The sequence below is a fragment of the Algiphilus sp. genome, from assembly GCF_965216485.1.
Lineage (GTDB): Bacteria > Pseudomonadota > Gammaproteobacteria > Nevskiales > Nevskiaceae > Algiphilus.
On sequence record NZ_OZ244162.1, the window covers coordinates 1,845,459 to 1,861,645 of the forward strand.

The window sequence follows — 16,187 nt, forward strand, 5'->3', positions numbered from 1 at the left end:
AGGGTGGGTTAGGAACGTCAATTGCGGCAGGAGCTTGTGATGCTCGCCAATTGCGACCGCGCCGGTTCTGTGTCATCTCAGTGGCAGTTTCTAGTATGGACGCTACTGTTCTGTTGCCCCTATGCTAACTTGCAATAACCTGCTTTTCGAGTTTCTCTCCGTACGCAAAGAATACTTCTTGTATGGAGAAGCGCCGGGAAGCTATTCGGTCGTCTCATTTACTATGGGGGTTCGTCTTGGTCGAAAGTGAAGCATCAACAAGTGCCTCAAAAAGCGATGTCATAAATATAATAATAAATCCTAATGATGGGGCCAGTTACCATTCAATTGGCTCATTGGAATGGCGGAATATACCCCTCCTAACCGTTTTAACTGGCGAGAACGGGGCGGGGAAAACGCAATTACTCGACTTTCTCGCCCATAAGCTAAAAAAGTTGCCTGATTCATCAAAGCCACCTATGGCTAATATGGCGCTAGATATAGAAGGTGATAGTTTCTCTCCCGGTGACGTTGCTTATATACCTAATACATGGAAGGTGAATGGTGGTGGGCGAGCGGGACTGGAGACGGTCACAGAGCAAAGAGAACGACTTAGGCAAATTATTAAATCCCCACGCAATCATGAGGAGAAAGAGGCGCGTGCAAGAATCGAGGGTATTCTAGATAGACCCATAACGGAATATACGACCGAAGAAGTTATCGAAGCAATGCCTGATCGCAACTGGCACCTTTTGGATTACACTAACGTAACAAAAGGGCTTGCCGATATATTCTTTGCGTATCGATTTAAAAAGTTCGAATTGTATGAGCGGCGTGTGCCTGAGGCTGAGTGGGAGGCGCAAATTGGCCCCCCTCCTTGGGAAGTTTTGAACGAAGTTTTTCGAGCCTCTGGATTTCCATACGAGGTCACATCCCCTCTTCACAGCGACTTGGAAAGTGGATACAGTCTTCAATTGTATGATTCTCAAAAAGACATTTGCATTGACCCCCAGAGGCTGTCTTCTGGTGAGCAAATGATTTTGGGTGTCGTAATGTGGCTATACAATGCAAAGAACTACAGGAAATTCCCAAAGCTGCTATTACTGGACGAGCCTGACGCACACCTACATCCATCCATGACACAGCACTTTATGAGTGTGCTAAAGGATGTGCTTGTGGATCGTTATGGTGTACGCGTGATACTCACGACGCACTCTCCATCGACGGTAGCAATGAGCCCTGCTTCATCTATTTTCGTGATGTCACGCGATGCACCACGCATCTCCCGCCCTCCTTCAAAATCACATAGCGTAGGACTTTTAACTTCAGGGTTGGTTACTGTCGGTGAGGCTACGCGATACGTTCTCGTAGAAGACCAAGGCGATGTGGAATTCTACTCTGCAGTTAAAAGCATTTTGTCTGAATACGGGCCAAGAAGGGATCGTTGCGCCCTTGCTCCTGCTCCAAGCATTGTCTTTCTACCTGCATCAACGGGTTCTGGCGTGGAGAAAACTGGCGGAGGTTCGAGTGTCGTCCGTAAATGGGTAGACAAATTTGATGCACATCCGCTCGACCATATTATTCTCGGTGTGGTTGATCATGATGGTCATGTTGAAGAAGAAGGTCGCATCTTTGTATCTGACCGTTATAGCATTGAAAATTATCTTTTCGACCCTATAAATGTGTTCGGTGTATTGCTTGATAGTCATCTAACGAGCGACCTCCCAGACATTGGGGTCACCGTTGGAAATGAGCACCTGATAGAATCCAAGGAACAATCAGTCCTTCAAGAAATAATTGAATTCTTTGGAGATAAGATTGAAGCCAACCCTACCTTCAACCCGGATGCCAACAAACCTCATAGGTCTGTAGAGTTTACAAATGGAGTGACCCTTCAATACCGCGACTGGATGATCTGTCAGCGTGGCCATGACTTGGAGCGGCATTACCAAGCAGCCTTTGGAGGCGTGAAAGTGTTGAGCTTGCCTCGCCTCATTAACGCTATGCGAAGAATTCGTCTCGTACCCAAGGATCTGGCAGCCATGTTGCAGCGAATCCAGGATTGGCGAACATAACATCGCAGTCGATGGTTAACTTAAGAGAGTTGCATGACTGGCCCACGGCAAAGGTGTACATTTAGGGTCTTGTTCGTTAGATGAGCGCCGCAATGAATGATATTTTCGGTAAAGCTTCTGAGGACGAGTTAAGGCAATTTCTCGTTTGGTTTGATTCCTTAACTACGGAGTTCAAGGCGTTGGCGCCGGAAATCGCGTTAAGAGTTGGCGCTAAAGATAAGGAGGCGGATGAGTGCTTGGTGGTAGAGTGGTCAGAGTTTTATGAGATTCAGTTCCCGTTGCTTATCGGGTTACTGTTTATTTTGTTTGGTTTTGCAGAGTGGATTGAGCGAATTCTCGGATATGAACGCCATGCAGAAGGGTTGGTGGCCTTTGTAATGGCATCCGACGAACCCGGATTCTTTGACCACCTTCAGGGCCTGTCAAGTGAAGAAGTCTCCGTGTTGCTCGGCGTTCTAGTGAGCGCAACCTATTCTCTTTCGGCTTTGTCGCTTTACTCGACGTCGATGAACAGGCTCGTCGAGCGCGCGGGGGAGGGTGATTGGGAGGCTTTCAAGAATGCGATCCGTGTGGATCCGGTTTCGCTTACGTCGCCAACAATGGCGCGTGTGTTGGCGCATGGCTGCCTGGCAGATAGGAAGGCGATGGCACGTAGGGTGCGGACGGCACTCAAGGGGCCGCAGGAGGCTCGGAAGCCGTACTCACGACTTCGTCTGCTTCACTTGCTGCTGGAGGAGGTTGGAGCGTTCGCAGAAGGTCGTGAACGCATCTATGAACTGGTCGTAGATAGGCTACGGGAATACGATCATCGGAAGGCCGACGCGATGAAAGGGCTCTTCTCGCGCTTTTACGAATGGCGGAAAGAGTCAACCACGTGAATTGGATGTTTTGACTGGTCGGATTCTGGTGGGGCCGGCAATAGTGTTTGGAACCTCATTCACTAAGTTGAGGTTTCGACATGCTGGATCAATCACACTTCCTCCCGAGCAACGACTACGCCGCGGCGGGCGGCGCTTTGTCCGGCAGGACAACCGCCGCGCGCAGCGGCGCGGGTGCGCCCCCTAGTAACACAGCACCCGGTAACTGCAATTCAGGAGACAGAGGCGGTAAGCCTCTTGTCCTCAAGGCGGGGTTAGATAGTCTTTATCTCTCCTACTACGGGCGCGTGTACGGAGACATGCAGCGGCGCCTGGATGCGAAGAAGGAGCAAGCCTGCGAGTCCGACCTGGGTTTGCGGGCACAAGCTCAAATTCTGCTTGCCGATGAAAGGCTCGAAGTCGCGTCCCATGGACGGAAGGGGTATCGGTTCGTTCTTCGCAATACAGATTTCGACCTCGGCATCGCGGACCGCCCAGGAACGAAGTTCCCGCAAGCGTATTGCAAGGTGTCGAGCGCATGCCTGCTTAGAGATGGGCAGGAAGAAGCCGTCCGGAAGCTCACCGCCATTATTGATGCATTGATAGAGCGTGACGGTAGCGGCCCGAATGTTAGCCGCGTCGATCTCTACGTAGACGCCTGCGAGCCGTTTGACCTGGACTCCATGAACCGGTCGGACTGGGTGTGCCGGGCAAGAGATATCCAGGACTTTGGCTCAGTAGCGAAGCGGACAGGCTTCGTCTTCGGGCGACGCGGCGTCATTCTTGCGCGCATCTATGACAAGACCGAAGAAATCAAGCACTCGGGCAAGGACTATTGGAAGGTGGTGTGGCACCAAGCTGGGTGGGAGCCACCAAAGCGGGTTATTCGGGTTGAGTTTCAGTTGCGTGGCGAGGCGTTGAAGTCGCTCGGGTTTCAAAGCCTCGACAAGTTGTTTACGGAGGCCGGCCAACTGTGGCGCTACTGCACCACGGAGTGGTTGCGGTTGGCTGTCCCTGTGGAGGGCGACACCACGCGTAGCCGCTGGCCTACCCATCCGGCTTGGCAGACGATTGCAGAGCTAGCTTGGGATGGGTCGGAGACCGCGAAGCGGGTCGATGTACACATAGCACGAGCACCCCGCGATGAAGTTCTCATCTCACGCTTTGTCAGCGCGATTACAGGTGTCATGGCGAAGTACGACATTGCGGACCCATTCTTCGCCAATACCAAACTGCTCGGAAAAGCAGTCGACTTTCACGACGGCATGTACTTCGTTCGTGATGAGGGCTTCGAGGACCATCTGCGCAAGAAAGCCGCTCTGAAGGCCAAGCAATGGCATCTGCCGTTCCACGACTATCTGGAAAAGGGCGAAGAGCAGTTCAAGGAAGCCGAGCGAAAGGCATACCAGCGCACCAAGCGCAACCTGCGCGACAAGTCCGACGACTGGGACCAGGATTGGGACGCGGATATCCCCGGCCTCGATGGAGATCAGGAGTGATGCCATGCGAACCTATGACCTTCAGGAGGCCGCGCACTTCCTGCGCATGTCACCCACCATCCTTCGTCGTAAGGCCGCCGCAGGGGAGATCAGAGGCGCGAAGCCGGGCAAGCGGTGGGTCTTTCTCGAAGACGACCTTGCCGACTACCTGGGGCGGTTATACGCTGCCTCTCGGCAAGCGCCGCTAAGTGGCTCCAAGTTGGAGATTGGAGCATGTCGATATACAAACGCGGCGACATTTGGTGGATTCGGTTCACAACCCCCGATGGTTCGCGAGTACGAAAGTCTGCTGGGACTACGAACAAGCGAGCGGCCCAAGAACTCCACGACCGGCTGAGAAGCCAAGCGTGGCGTAAAGGGAACATCGAGGAAAGACCGAGGTACACCTGGGAAATGGCGGTGGTGCAGTGGCTCAAGGAAAAGAGCCACAAAGCCTCGCTAGAGAAGGACAAGGAGATTTTTCGTTGGGTAGACCGCTATCTCGGAGGCAAACGGCTCGATCAGATCGATCGCGTCCTCCTGTTCGAGATATTGGAGGCCAAGGCCGCCGAGGCGAGTCCGTCCACCGCCAATCGACACATGTCGTTGGTGCGGGCTGTGCTTCGGCGGGCCTGCGAGGTCTGGGAGTGGATCGACCGGGTCCCGAAGGCACCCATGCTTTCGGTGGATTCCAGAAGGACCCGATGGATCTCTCGGCAAGAAGCCGCAAAACTTCTTGCCGAGCTTCCGGATCACTTGGCGGCGATGATGCGCTTCACACTCGCCACCGGCCTTCGTCAACGCAACGTCAGTCGCCTTGCTTGGGCGGACGTGGACATGGAACGGGCGTGCGCCTGGGTCCACCCCGACCAGTCGAAGACGGGCAATGCCATTGCCGTACCCCTGAATGCCAATGCGTTGGCGGTACTCAGGGAAAGGCAAGGGCAGCATCCGGAGTACGTGTTCACCTATCGAGGCAAGCCGGTCACACAGGTCAATACCAAGGCGTGGCGGGCGGCAGTGGCTCGGGCGGGATTGCACGATTTCCGGTGGCACGATCTTCGGCATACCTGGGCGTCTTGGCACGCTCAGGCGGGCACGCCGTTCAACGTGTTGCAGGAGATGGGCGGCTGGAAATCGGCGGAGATGGTGCGGCGTTATGCCCACCTATCGTCGGCCCATTTGCTCTCGCACGCCGAACGCGTGCATTGGCAGGAACCGGCTTAGGCCGGGTGTGCCACCGTTTGGCACAATTTTGGCACAGTGGTCAAAGAATGACCAGCAGCGCAATGCCGCAAGCTATTGATTTTATTGGTAGCAAGGGCGGGGCTCGAACCCGCGACCTCGGCATTATGAGTGCCGCGCTCTAACCAGCTGAGCTACCTTGCCGCCGAAGGCGCGAGATTCTAGACCAAAACGCCTTAAGCCCGCCAGTCTCCCCGCGGACTGCGGCAATGCTCAGATTTGCAACCCATATTACGTCTGCGATGTCGAAATTTGCCTACATCGCGATAAGTGCGGTTCACGTTAGGGTAGGCAGTCTCCTGAAAAACTACTAATCGTTCGGTCAAGGCCTCAGACCTGTGCTGCCAAACAACCTCATTTACATCGTCATGGACAGTTGCCGCTTCGATAGCTGGCAACGCGCGCGCACGCCCAGCATGGATCGGCTGGGGGAAGGCGCTCGTCGGTATTCCTATGCTTCGTGGACATCGCCGTCGCACTACTCCTATCTCATGGGGATGATTCCGCACGCCTCGCCACGCGGTGTCTTTGCCTCGGAGGTGTACAAGAAAGACTTCGCGCTCTGGGTGGATCGCACTGGCATTGAGGGGCTGTCCTTCAAGAGCTTTGTGCCGCAGCTTTCGCTACCCCATGTGCTGCAGGAAGAGGGCTATCGCACCGTGGCGAGGGTTTCCCTGCCGGTGCTCAATCCGCAGTCGCATCTGAACCGCCATTTCGACGACTACAAGTTGATGGAGGATCACAACGACTTCGGCGGCATGGTGAAGGAGATGGCTTTCGATGAGGACGAGCCTTCCTTCTATTTCTGCAATCTGGGCGAAACCCATTACCCCTACATGCTCGACGGCGACAGCCTGCCGCACATTTCCGGCGTGCACGGCGTGTTCAAGCGCATGGACGACGATATGGGTGCCCAGGCCGAGGATCGGTTCTTTGATGAGGGCCAGATGCACGATCTGCACGCCCAGCAGGTTAAGACCGTCGAACACGTCGACACGATTCTGGATGAGTTGATCAGCAAGGCTCCCGTCAACACGCATTTCATCGTGACCGCAGACCACGGGGAATGCTTTGGCGAGGGTGGATATTTCGGCCACGGCCCGATCGTCCACGAGAAAGTCATGGAAGTGCCCTTCCTTGAGGGCAAGAAGCGCTAGCACACGTAGCACACGAACGGCGACACGGCCGTCCGCAGACCAATGCTTGGGATCCGTTGATACGGAAGAGAGGGTGACAATATGACGCAACGGCCATCGTTTGACGTCATTACGCTGAGTCCAGCCAGCTGGGCGCATCCCGGAGTGGCAGTTGCCGCTGCGCGCGCCGGCGGGGTGGGGATCCTGGATCTCGAATTTTGCGAGGACGCCGCACGAGCGGCGGCGCATTTCGCGCGCACGCTCAAGGAAAGCGGTCACGGCGAAATCGGCTTACGCGTCACCCCTGAGCAGGCGGACCTGGCAATCAGTATCCTCGGCGCAGCACCTGAGGCACGTCCGCTCGTCCTGATCGCAGCCGGACCAGGCGATAGCGTCGTCAAGCTGGCGCGTGCCCTGCGCAAGCAGCGCGGCCAGGAAGCGGGTGACCGGCTGTTGATCGAAACCGCTGAGAGCAGCCTCAAGCTGGGTCAGTTCAAGCCGGACGGCATCATCGCGCGCGGTTTCGAGGCGCCAGGCTGGGGCGGCGAGGATTCCAGCTACGTTCTGGCTCAGAAATGGTTGGCACACACGCAGCTGCCTTTGCTCGTGCGTGGCGGTGTGGGGCCGCATTCGGCGGCTGCGCTGCGCGCTGTCGGCGCCGCGGGTGTGGTGCTGGACGATCAGATCCTGCTCTGCGCCGAAACGCCCCTTGACGCCGAATTCAAGCAGGAAATCGGCCGTCTGAATGGCTCGGAAACGCGCAGTTTGGGTGAGCCCTTGGGCGCACCCTGCCGCGTCTACGCGCGGCCGGGCAGTGCTGTGCTGCAGGCAGCCACGGAGATGTTGGAAAAGGCGGAAGGGGAAGGCCTGGCAGCGACGCAGTGGCGGGAACGGCTCGCACCCAAGGTGGGCTGGGGCGCCGACCAGCTCAGGCCCATTGGCCAGGGCATCGGCGTGGCGGTGGCGCAGGGTGCACAGCGCGTAGCCCGGCTGATCAAGAGCGTTCGCGCGCAAAGTTTTGCCTCATTGCGGGTGGCGGCCACCCAACGGCATCTGGACGAAGGCGGCGCGCTGGCGGGCTCCCATGGCACCCGCTACCCGCTGGTGCAGGGGCCGATGACACGGGTGTCGGACAGTGCACAGTTTGCCGTCGACGTCGCCCAGGCCGGCGCCTTGCCCTTCCTGGCACTGGCTCTGATGCGCGGGGAGCAGGTGGATGCGCTGCTCGCCGAGACCAAGGAAAAGGCGGGCGATCTCCCTTGGGGTGTTGGGCTGCTCGGCTTTGTGCCGCAGGCGCTGCGCGATGAACAGTGCGAGGCGATCTGGAAGCACCAGCCGCCCTTTGCATTGATCGCTGGCGGGCGCCCCGACCAGGCCAAGCAGTTCGAATCACGCGGGATTCCCGCCTATATCCACGTCCCGGCGCCGCAGCTTCTCAAGATGTACTACGAGCAGGGCGCGCGCCGCTTTGTCTTTGAAGGCCGCGAATGCGGTGGCCATATCGGGCCGATCGCCAGCTTCCCGTTGTGGGAGCAGATGATTGCTGCACTGCTGGAAGCGGTCGATGCGAAGACGGCGCCCGAGGTGCATGTCCTGTTCGCGGGCGGCCTGTCGGATGCGGTGTCCGGTGCCATGCTGGCGGCGCTGACGGCCCCGCTGGCCGAGCGCGGCATCCGCGTCGGCGGGCTCATGGGTACGGCCTATCTGTTCACGCAGGAGATCGTGTCCAGTGGCGCCATCGTGCAGGGCTTCCAGGACGAAGCGCTGGCCTGTCGCCACACCACCAGCCTGGAAACCGGACCGGGGCATGCCACGCGCTGCGTGGATACGCCCTTCGCGCGCGAGTTCCAAGACACGCGGCGCGCACTACTGGCCGCCGGCGAGGCCGCCGAAGAGATTCGCGATCGGCTGGAAGACCTGAATCTGGGGCGTCTGCGCCTGGCCTCCAAGGGCAAGACCCGCGACGACAGCGGCACGATCATCGAAATCGATGCCGAGCAGCAGAAGCGTGACGGCATGTACATGATCGGCCAGGTCGCCACCATGCGCGATCAGGTGATTTCGGTGGCCGAGTTGCACGCAACGCTCTGCCATGAGGGTACGCGCCGCCTGGTGGATCTGGAATCCGAGGTCGAGGCCCGCATCCAGCAAGCGCAACCTTCCGACGTGGCTATCGTCGGCGTGGGCATGGTGCTGCCCAGTGCCGATGACGCAGACAGCTTCTGGCACAACGTCATGCAGAAGGTCAGCGTCATCCGCGAGGTGCCGAAGGAACGCTGGGACTGGCGGCTGTACTACGACCCGGATATGCACGCCCGGGACAAGGTGTATTCGAAGTGGGGTGGTTTTCTCGATGAGATCACCTTCGATCCGTTGCGCTTCGGCATTCCGCCGCGCTCGATGGCCTCCATCGATCCCATGCAGCTGCTGTCATTGGAGTGCACGGCGCGGGCGCTGGAAGACGCCGGATTCGACGACGACTTCGACCGCGAGAACACCTCCATCATCCTCGGTGCCGGCGGGGGCGTGGGCGATTTGGGCATGCAGTACGGAGTGCGCTCCGAACTGCCGCGTTTCGTCGAGATCCCCGACGACGGCGCCTGGGAGCGCCTGCCCGAGTGGACCAACGAATCCTTTGCCGGCGTACTGCAGAACGTGGCGGCGGGCCGTGTTGCCAACCGCATGGATTTCGGCGGGCTGAACTTCACCATCGATGCGGCCTGTGGCTCCTCCCTGGCGGCAGTGACCATCGCCACCCAGGAACTCGAAGCGGGTCGATCCAACGTCGCCATCGCTGGCGGCGTGGATACCGTGCAGGGGCCATTCGGCTTCCTCTGCTTCTCCAAGACCCAGGCGCTGTCGCCCAAGGGGCGGCCGCGCACCTTCGACAAGGCGGCGGACGGTATCGCCATCTCCGAAGGCGTGGCGATGGTCGTTCTGAAGCGGCTGGCCGACGCGGAAGCCGACGGCGACCGTATCTACGCCGTTATCAAGGCGGCGGCCGGTTCGTCTGATGGCAAGGCGTTGGGCATGACCGCACCGCGTCCGGAAGGGCAGATGCGCGCGCTGCATCGTGTCTACCAGAAGGCAGGTTTCGGGCCGGAGACGGTGGAGCTGGTGGAGGCCCACGGCACCGGCACGCCCGTCGGCGACCGGGCCGAGGCGGAGACCATCACGCGTACCTGGCGCGAGCACGGCGCGCCTGCAAAGAGTGTGGCGCTCGGCTCCATCAAGACCATTCTCGGCCATACCAAGTGTGCCGCGGGCGTGAGCGGACTGATCAAGGTCGCCCTGTCGCTGCACCATCGCACGCTGCCCGCGCATGTGGGCGTCGAGAATCCGATTGACGTCATTGCCGCGGACGATTCACCTGCCTACTTGCTGGATGAAGCCCGGCCATGGCTGGCCAGTGCCGACCACCCGCGCCGCGGCGCGGTCTCGGCCTTCGGTTTCGGCGGCACCAATTTCCATGCGGTACTCGAGGAGTATCGCGGCAACTATGCCGCGGCCGAGCCGGTGGGCGCCCGCCGCTGGCCGCATGAACTTTTCGTGTTCAAGGCTGCGGACCGTGCCGGGCTGCAGCAGCAGATCGAGCGTCTGGCACAGGCACTGCAGGGAGGGCACAGTCTCGCATTGGCCGAAATCGCCTTCGCCCTCGCGGGTGAGGCCGACCAGGCCAAGGGGGCGGGCTGCGTGGCGACCTTCGTCGCGGATAGCCACGACGCTCTTGCCCGCCAGCTTGAAGGCTTGCGCGCGCATGTCGCAGATGGTCAGACATTGCCCCCGGGTGTGCATTGCACGCTGTCGTTGCAGCCACGCAGGCGCATTGGTTTGCTGTTCCCGGGCCAGGGCGCGCAGGCCGTCGGCATGGGGCGCGAAGCGGCCCTGTATACGCCCGAGTTGCGCACGGCCGTCGAAGCAGCCGATGCAGCCTTCGACGGGCAGTTTGCATCGCCTCTGTCGAGCATGATGTGGCCGCAGGCGGCTTTTAGCGACGTCACGCGCGATGCACAGCAGCGCGCCATCACCAACACCCGGCACGCGCAGCCCGTCATCGGCGTGCTCTCCGCCGGATACCTGGATCTGCTGCAGCGGTTGGGCGTGTCGGCCGACGCGGTCGCCGGGCACAGCTACGGCGAATACACCGCCTTGCATGCCGCAGGCGTGCTCAGTCGTGCGGATTTTCTGCGTCTTTCCGCTGCACGTGGCGCGGCCATGGCCGACGCCTCGGCGGAGGATGCCGGCGCCATGGCGGCTATTCAGGCCGCACGCAGTGATGTCGAATCCTTGCTCACCGATGCGGGGCGCGTCTGGATTGCCAATCACAATGCGCCCGAGCAGGTCGTGATCTCGGGTGAGGTTGGTGCGGTGGACGCCTTGATCGCACGCGCCCAATCCGCAGGCATGCGCGCCACGCGCCTGCCGGTGTCAGGTGCCTTCCATACGGAGTTGGTTGCCTCGGCGCAGACCCCGTTGAATGCGGCGATCGATGCCGCCGACTTCCAGGCGCCGCGCTGTCGGGTCTATGGCAACCACGGCGCGGTACACAGCGACGACGCCGTCGGCATCGCCGAACGCCTCAAGGAGCACTTGCTGTCGCCAGTGGAGTTCGTCGCCGAGTTGCAGGCCATGGCCGATGACGGCGTCGATTGCTTCATCGAATGCGGGCCCAAGGCGATCTGCTCCGGGATGGCCCGTGCCACATTGGCGGATCGCGATGTCACCATCGTCAGCCTTGACGGGCAGGGGGGTGGCCTGCGCGGTCTGCTTCAGGCCATGGCGGAACTGCTGTGCGCGGGAGTGGAGATTCCGGTATCGCGCCTGATGGCGGGGCGTGGTCTGACACGCCATAGTGCGTCAGCACTGCCGCGTTTGCTCAAGGCCGCCGAGATTTCTCCTACTGCCTTCTTCCTCTCGGGCGGCTGCGCGCGCCCGCAGACGAGCAAAGAGCGGCAGATGGGCAGCCAGCCACCGTTGACGCTTGAGCGCCAGCAGGCTGCGCGCGACAAGGCTGCGCAGACGGCTGTCACTGCAGCGGCCCCACCTGCGGCCAGCGCGCAGTCAGCGCCCGGAGCCGCACCGGCGCAGCCGGCTCCACCGCATCCGACCTCCGCGCCAGCCGCGCCTGCGGTGCAGTCCCATGCAGCCTCCTCGGCGATGGGACAGGAAGCTCTGGCGGCCTACCAGCAGACCATGCAGCAGTTCCTGAAATTGCAGGAACAGGTGATGACACAGGTGCTCAGCGGTGCGCCGCCGACCCAGGCCTCCAGCGCCGCGGCTGCGATGCCCGCAGCACCGTCGCTTGCTGCCACCGTGCCGCAGCCGGCACCGGCTGTCGCCCCCATGTCGCCCCCCGCGGCGACGGACGGCGCGCAGCCATCGGCTGCGGCTGCGCAGACAATGCCCGCTGTCGCAACACCGGCACCGCCCCAGCCAGAACCAACCGCGCCGGCCTTCGATGCGCAGGCGACCTTGGTGGCCTTGGTGGCGGACCGCACCGGCTATCCCGAGGACATGATTGGCCTCGACGCGGATCTGGAAGCGGATCTGGGCATCGACTCGATCAAGCGGGTTGAGATCGTCGGCGCTTTCGCCAAGCAAGCGCCGGCCGCGTTGGCCGAAGCCATGCAGGCTGATATGGATCGCTACACGGGTGCGCGTTCGCTGAGCGCCTTGCTGGCGGCGCTGCCAGCCCAGGCGGCTACCGCTGCGCCCACCGCATCTGCACCAGTGGTTACAGAAGCCGCGCCGGCCTTTGACGCGCAGGCGGCCTTGCTCGCCCTGGTGGCGGACCGCACCGGCTATCCCGAGGACATGATTGGCCTCGACGCGGATCTGGAAGCGGATCTGGGCATCGACTCGATCAAGCGGGTGGAGATCGTCGGGGCCTTCGCCAAGCAGGCACCGGCCGCACTGGCCGAAGCCATGCAGGCCGATATGGATCGCTACACGGGTGCGCGTTCGCTGAGCGCCCTGCTGGCGGCGCTGCCAGCCCAGGCGGCCACGGCTGCGCCAACGGCTTCAACCCCGGCAGTTGCCGATGCGGCCCCGGCCTTTGACGCGCAGACGGCCTTGCTCGCCCTGGTGGCGGATCGCACCGGCTACCCCGAGAACATGATTGGCCTGGACGCGGATCTGGAAGCGGATCTGGGCATCGACTCGATCAAGCGCGTCGAAATTGTCGGGGCCTTCGCCAAGCAGGCCCCCCCGGCTATAGCCGAGGCCATGCAGACGGACATGGACCGCTACACCGGTGCGCGCTCGCTGAGCGCCCTGCTGGCTGCCCTGCCAGCACAGGCGGCGGCTGCGCCAACAGCGGCAGCCCCGGCGGCGGCCGAGACGGCTCCGGCCTTTGACGCGCAGACGGCCTTGCTCGCCCTGGTGGCGGACCGCACCGGTTATCCCGAGGACATGATTGGCTTGGACGCCGATCTGGAAGCGGATCTTGGTATTGATTCGATCAAACGTGTGGAGATCGTCGGCGCTTTTGCCAAGCAGGCGCCGGCCGCACTGGCCGAAGCCATGCAGGCCGACATGGATCGCTACACGGGTGCGCGTTCGCTGAGCGCCTTGCTGGCGGCCCTTCCAACACAGGCGGCCACGGCTGCGCCAACGGCTTCAACCCCGGCAGTTGCCGATGCGGCTCCGGCCTTCGATGCGCAGGCGGCCTTGCTTGCCCTGGTGGCGGACCGCACCGGTTATCCCGAGGACATGATTGGCTTGGACGCCGATCTGGAAGCGGATCTGGGTATTGATTCGATCAAACGTGTGGAGATCGTCGGCGCTTTTGCCAAGCAGACACCGGCCGCACTGGCCGAAGCCATGCAGGCCGACATGGATCGCTATACGGGAGCACGCTCCCTGAGCGCCTTGCTGGCCGCTCTGCCAGTACAGGCAGCCACGGCTGCACCTACGGCTGCGGCCCCGGCAGTAAACAATACAGCCCCGGCAGCACGTACAGCCAGCGCAGAGCCCAGTGCCACAACACCGGCAACGGAGGGACTCCCGCAGCGCTATGTCGTGCGTCCGCGCGAGATTCAGCCGATCCAGTCCAAGGTGACGCTGCAAGGCAGCGTCCTCATCCTGGGTGAGAGCGAGGAGGGAGCGAACGCGCAGGCATTGCGCGCGGTTTGTAGCGAAGCAGGCCTGAAGCCTGTCTGCGCGGATGCCTCCGACACGGCGGCCATCCGCTCCGCGCTCCTTGATGTACCGGGGCCGCTGGCGGGTGTTGTGCTGATCCACGGTCTGGCACCGGTGGACGCCACGGACTGGGTCGCGCAGAAGGCGGTTGGAAAGCGCGCCGTGATGGCGGCCTTCCATGCGGTTACGGCGCTGACAGAACAACGAGCGGATGCGCGCCTGGTGGTTGCCACACGCCTTGGCGGCACGCTCGGGCGGGATGTAGTTGCGGACGGCTCGGCGATCGCTGGCGGCGTCGTTGGCCTTCTCAACTGTGCCCGCTTCGAGTATCCGGAGGCGCATCTTCGCCCCGTTGACCTCAACGGGCAGAGTCCGGAAAGCGCGGCGCGGATCCTGCTGGCCGAGCTCGCCAGTGCGGAATCCTTGCCCGAGGTGGGCTACGTCGGGGATGCGCGCTACACCAGCACCACCATCGCCGAACCACTGCAGGACACGCCCTTCGCGCCGCATATCACGCCTGACGCAGACTGGGTGGTGCTCGCGACTGGCGGGGCGCGCGGCATCACGGCCAGCATCTCGGCCATGATGGTTCGACCCGGCATGACCTTCGTCGTCGTTGGGCGCAGCGCCCGGCCGGAGCCGGAAGAGGCCGTTCTGGCGCAGGCACAGGATGACAAGGCGCTGAAGCGTCACTTTGTCGAGCAGGCGGCCGCTCGCGGCGAGCGGCCCAAGCCGGTCGAGATCGACCGTGCCGTAGCGCGCGTGCTGGCCGACCGCGAGATCCGCAATGCCATCGACACCATGGAAGCCGCAGGTGCGATCGTGGACTACCGCGCCGTGGATGCCCGCGATGCCGAGGCTGTGCAGGCGCTGGTCGACGATGTCTACCAGCGGTATGGACGCATCGATGCCGTCATCCACGGGGCAGGCGTGATCGAGGACAAGCTGCTGGCCGACAAGTCCGCGGAGTCCTTCGAGCGTGTCTTCTCCACCAAGGTCGATGGCGCCGTGGCGCTGGCTGACGCGATCAAGCCCGATGGTTTGAAGCTGCTCGTCTTTTTCACCTCGGTCGCTGGTCGTTATGGCAATCGTGGCCAGGGCGACTATGCCGCTGCCAACGAGGCGCTGAATCGCATGGCATGGCGGTTGTCTCGCGCCTGGCCAGAGACACGCGTGGTTTCCCTCAACTGGGGACCGTGGGATGCCGGCATGGCGACGGAGGCCGTCAAGAAAAGCTTCCGCGAGCGCGGCATCATCCCAATCCCGTTGCGCGGTGGTTGTGAGTATTTCCTCCAGGAGGTGGCCTGCGGGCCGCGGCACGAGGTGGAGGTGGTCATCGGCGAGGGGCCCTGGCAGCAGATGGAAGGCGGTCAGGATGCCGGTACGAAGGCGCAGGATGCCGCCACACCGCCGCTGATTCGCAGCGATCTGCAGATCGGCGCCGGTGGGGCCTTGCAACTGGAGCAGGCCTTCTCGGTGGAGCGTGACCCCTGGCTGCGTGATCATCAGCTCGACGGTGAGCCGGTGCTACCTGCCGCTGGGGCCGCCGAATGGATGGCGCAGATGGCCGAGGCCGGCTGGCCCGGCTGGGAAGTGGCCGAGTTGCAGGACGTGCGCGTGCTCTCGGGAGTGCGGCTTGCTGGCCATTCCGCTCGTCAGTTGCGGTTGCGCGCGCGTGCCTCAAGCCATTCGGATGCCGGCGGTCAGATCGTCAAGTTGGAGATCATGGACCCGGCCGAAAAGGGACGGATCTGCTATCGAGCGTCGGCGCGCATCGTGGAACGTCTGGAACGCGCCCCATCTGCCAGCGTGGAGGCTCTCAGCGGCAGTACGCAAGCGCTCGCGGCCAAGGATGCCTATGGTCAATTCCTGTTCCATGGCGACTGCTTCCAGCTACTGAAGGACAGTCTGCGGGTGAACGCTGCCGGCATTGATGCGGAGGTGATTCCAAGCAGCCCGATGCAGTTCGGTCTCGGTGAAGGGCAGTGGCTGCTCGACCCGGGACTGCTGGACGTGATTCCGCAGCTCGCCATTGTCTGGTCGCGCACCCAGCATGACACCACGGCCTTGCCGTCACGGCTGGGGGTGGTGCGTCGCTATTCCGGAGGTGACCTGTCGCGCCCGCTCACCATTCGTTGGCGCGCGCGCCAGGGTTCCACGGCCGATCACGTGCACTACGACGCCTGGGTGGTGGATGCCACCGGCCATGTGGTGTTGTCGGTCGAGGATGCGGAAGGCACGGCGTCACGCGCTTTGAACCGGTTGGCTGGCGCCTGA

7 protein-coding genes and 1 tRNA gene are annotated in these 16,187 nt (G+C 61.7%); 7 read left to right on the forward strand and 1 reads right to left on the reverse strand.

Annotation, left to right across the window (positions count from 1 at the left end):
* The first annotated feature begins 236 nt into the window (after nucleotides 1–236).
* The 5 genes from ACOOFO_RS08565 to ACOOFO_RS08585 all read left to right on the forward strand — a co-directional run bounded on the left by ACOOFO_RS08565 (nucleotide 237) and on the right by ACOOFO_RS08585 (nucleotide 5,616).
* Entirely contained in the window at nucleotides 237–2,054 is a 1,818-nt protein-coding gene (locus ACOOFO_RS08565) for an AAA family ATPase (RefSeq protein WP_420426368.1), read from the forward strand.
* A 92-nt stretch (nucleotides 2,055–2,146) separates the two neighbouring features.
* Nucleotides 2,147–2,932: a hypothetical protein gene (locus tag ACOOFO_RS08570; RefSeq protein ID WP_420426369.1), complete on the forward strand. Its 786-nt coding sequence runs from the start codon at nucleotides 2,147–2,149 to the stop codon at nucleotides 2,930–2,932.
* 80 nt (nucleotides 2,933–3,012) lie between these two features.
* Nucleotides 3,013–4,410 (forward strand): hypothetical protein, encoded by a 1,398-nt coding sequence (locus tag ACOOFO_RS08575; protein ID WP_420426370.1) that lies wholly within the window; start codon nucleotides 3,013–3,015, stop codon nucleotides 4,408–4,410.
* A gap of 4 nt (nucleotides 4,411–4,414) precedes the next feature.
* Nucleotides 4,415–4,747 (forward strand): helix-turn-helix domain-containing protein, encoded by a 333-nt coding sequence (locus tag ACOOFO_RS08580; RefSeq protein WP_420426371.1) that lies wholly within the window; start codon nucleotides 4,415–4,417, stop codon nucleotides 4,745–4,747.
* Between the two features lie 56 nt (nucleotides 4,748–4,803).
* On the forward strand, nucleotides 4,804–5,616 hold the full coding sequence (locus ACOOFO_RS08585) for a tyrosine-type recombinase/integrase (RefSeq protein ID WP_420426372.1): 813 nt from the start codon (nucleotides 4,804–4,806) through the stop codon (nucleotides 5,614–5,616).
* A gap of 85 nt (nucleotides 5,617–5,701) precedes the next feature.
* Here ACOOFO_RS08585 and ACOOFO_RS08590 read toward each other — a convergent pair.
* Nucleotides 5,702–5,778: transfer RNA gene (locus tag ACOOFO_RS08590), tRNA-Met, on the reverse strand.
* 197 nt (nucleotides 5,779–5,975) lie between these two features.
* On the opposite strand from ACOOFO_RS08590, the gene ACOOFO_RS08595 reads away from it, so the two are divergent.
* Together ACOOFO_RS08595 and ACOOFO_RS08600 are read left to right on the forward strand one after the other, a co-directional pair.
* Entirely contained in the window at nucleotides 5,976–6,791 is an 816-nt protein-coding gene (locus ACOOFO_RS08595; RefSeq protein ID WP_420429700.1) for a sulfatase-like hydrolase/transferase, read from the forward strand.
* Nucleotides 6,792–6,872: 81 nt separating this feature from the next.
* Nucleotides 6,873–16,187, forward strand: a complete 9,315-nt coding sequence (locus tag ACOOFO_RS08600; RefSeq protein ID WP_420426373.1) for an SDR family NAD(P)-dependent oxidoreductase — start codon at nucleotides 6,873–6,875, stop codon at nucleotides 16,185–16,187.

Coding starts and splice junctions, on each gene's coding strand:
- ACOOFO_RS08570 (WP_420426369.1), top strand. CDS start 2,147: ATGAATGATATTTTCGGTAAAGCTTCTGAGGACGAGTTAAGGCAATTT.
- ACOOFO_RS08575 (WP_420426370.1), top strand. CDS start 3,013: ATGCTGGATCAATCACACTTCCTCCCGAGCAACGACTACGCCGCGGCG.
- ACOOFO_RS08580 (WP_420426371.1), top strand. CDS start 4,415: ATGCGAACCTATGACCTTCAGGAGGCCGCGCACTTCCTGCGCATGTCA.
- ACOOFO_RS08585 (WP_420426372.1), top strand. CDS start 4,804: ATGGCGGTGGTGCAGTGGCTCAAGGAAAAGAGCCACAAAGCCTCGCTA.
- ACOOFO_RS08600 (WP_420426373.1), top strand. CDS start 6,873: ATGACGCAACGGCCATCGTTTGACGTCATTACGCTGAGTCCAGCCAGC.